This window comes from Rheinheimera oceanensis (assembly GCF_018831085.1).
In the GTDB taxonomy this organism is placed as follows: Bacteria; Pseudomonadota; Gammaproteobacteria; order Enterobacterales; family Alteromonadaceae; genus Alishewanella; species Alishewanella oceanensis.
Genome location: NZ_JAGPNM010000034.1, coordinates 1 through 2300 on the forward strand (window position 1 = coordinate 1; position 2300 = coordinate 2300).

A 2300-nucleotide genomic window follows, 5' to 3' on the forward strand; every position below is an offset into this window, starting at 1 on the left:
TAACGCTTTAGCGTTTTATCCGGCACGTAGTTCAGTGACGGCTAAACGCCTGTTGAACGGCACGGTTCGCTTAATTTTTGGTATAACTGATGCTAATGGAATTTGTTTTTTTAGGGAACAATTAATTTACAGGTCTTTATAGCTGTGGTTGTCCATGTTGATGCGTTTATGTTGTCTGCCACCATGCTATTCATCATTGATTTCACCGCTGGCTGACCACCAGGCAATATCAACCCTCAGGCCATCGAGGCCTGCCTTTTGTCTTCTACTACTACACCACTCAGCCGTCAGGATGACCTGGTGGCCGCGTAACTAAAAACGATGCCAGATGCAGTAACCCAACCTGACAATGCGGACAGTGCCAGCACGGTGTTTGCTGCTCAATGCTTATCGCCTCCGCTTCAGTTTTAGGCTGTTTTTCCTGCTGCCGGATTATCGCCAACTTTCGCTTGCGACAGCGATTGGCCAGCAAGCCATAGTGCCGGATCCGCATAAAGCCTTTGGGTAACACATGGCCAAGATAACGGCGGATAAACTCGGTGCCGTTTAAGGTCATCACTTTGCGTTTGTTACCGTCCTGATAGTCACGGTAGTTAAAGCTCACCCCTTCTGCGCCAATACGCTGCAAGCGGCTTTCATGCAACACACCTTTGCGGGTATAGCGGCCGAGATAACGCAGTACGGTTTGCGGTTTACACAGGCAGGCTTTGCTAAAGACTGTCCAGGGTTTTGCCAGTAACGCCTCTTTGTTTGGGATACTCAGCTGCTCATCCCGCAGCTGTTGCAGCATCTTCGCCCGGAACACCGTGGACAATGCTTTTACCGGGAACAAATAGCCTTTCTCAATAACCTGCCAGCGCTCTGCTGTACTTAACATCCCGCCGGGGATTAAACAATGCAGATGTATATGCTGGCTCAGCGTTTGTCCCCAGGTATGCAGTACGGCCGTCATGCCCAGCTCTCCCGGCGATTTACGGTACTGCCGGGCGAACTTACTCAGCGTTTGCCATACCGCATTGAACAGGCTTTTATAGAGCTTTTCCGGTGCATACCGGCTGATAACGTTCAGCTCATGCGGCAGCGTGAAGACTAAGTGGAAGTACTTTACCTGTACCAGATTGGCAGCCTGCGCAGCTATCCAGTCACGGGTACGTTGCCCCTGACAACGTGGGCAGTGTCTGTCACGGCATGAGCAGTACACAACTTGTTGCTGTTGACAGTTATCACACTGCCACAACTGCTGTCCGAGCGCGGCGGTTCGGCATTGCAGGATATGCTTACAGGCGGCTTGTTGCTGCCAGTTCATCGCGTGCTCTTGCTGATAGTCCGGTAAAAACTGCGCCAACACATCACTTAGATGCAGGCTCACGGTGTCGTCCAGCCAGACAGTAAATCTCTGGCACCGCTGCCCATCTCCGGCAGCCAGTGCAAATAACGCTGAGTTGTCTTAATGTCAGTGTGGCCGAGCTGGCTTTGCAGCTCATGCAACGGCATTCCCGCCATTAACTGATGCGTTGCGTAAGCATGGCGTAAACTGTGAAGGCTACACCCACCGGGAACGTTTGCTGCACGAACTGCCGCCTTAAACGGTCTGGTGATACTGCTGCCGGACAACGGCTTATCCATGCCCCGGCCAGAATAAAACAGGTAATCCCGGGGACGATATATCTGCCAGTATTCGCGAAGTAAGCTAAGTACAGCCGGGGTCAGCATCACATAACGGTCTTTATTGCCTTTACCTGCCACCACTTTTAGTGTGCTTCTCTGGCCATCAATGTCAGCGACTTTGGTGTGAATAAGCTCCATCAACCTTAAGCCCGTACCATAGTAGGTCATCAACATAAAGCGAAGCTTTTTATCAGGGCACAGTGAAATAACAAGCTGCACCTCGGCAGGCTTTAATATCACCGGTGCCTTAACAGGCTTACGCGACAGTGGTTTGGTGATAGTAAACTCTTTGTGCAACACAGCTTTAAAGAAGAAATAAATGCCATTGAGTTGAACATGGATAGTGCTGCGCGCTAACTGCTTATCCAGCGTCAGATACCTGAAGTACTGCTCAAGCTGAGCCTCAGTAATGGTGTCAGGGCGTTGGTGGAAGTGACGGCTTAACTGTTCAACGGCGTACAGGTAGGTGTCTTCGGTTCTTTGGGCAAGACCGCGCAACCGACATTCGTCGATCATTGCCTGGCGTAACGGGGTCATGATGATTCTCCGGTTCTGTTGGGAACATTCCCGGAGTAAGTGTGGCTCAATAACAGGTAGTGGCTGAGAGCTCCGCGCAGCGGCTTAGTTCAACA

The 2300-nt window shown here is 51.0% G+C and carries 2 protein-coding genes; both read right to left on the bottom strand.

Features of this window, described 5'->3' with window-relative positions:
• Positions 1–280 precede the first annotated feature (280 nt).
• On the bottom strand, positions 281–1369 hold the full coding sequence (locus tag J3B89_RS20935; protein ID WP_215399536.1) for an IS91 family transposase: 1089 nt from the start codon (positions 1367–1369) through the stop codon (positions 281–283).
• Entirely contained in the window at positions 1366–2205 is an 840-nt protein-coding gene (locus J3B89_RS20940; protein ID WP_215399537.1) for a tyrosine-type recombinase/integrase, read from the bottom strand. The genes J3B89_RS20935 and J3B89_RS20940 overlap by 4 nt, the downstream gene beginning before the upstream one ends.
• Positions 2206–2300 lie beyond the last annotated feature (95 nt).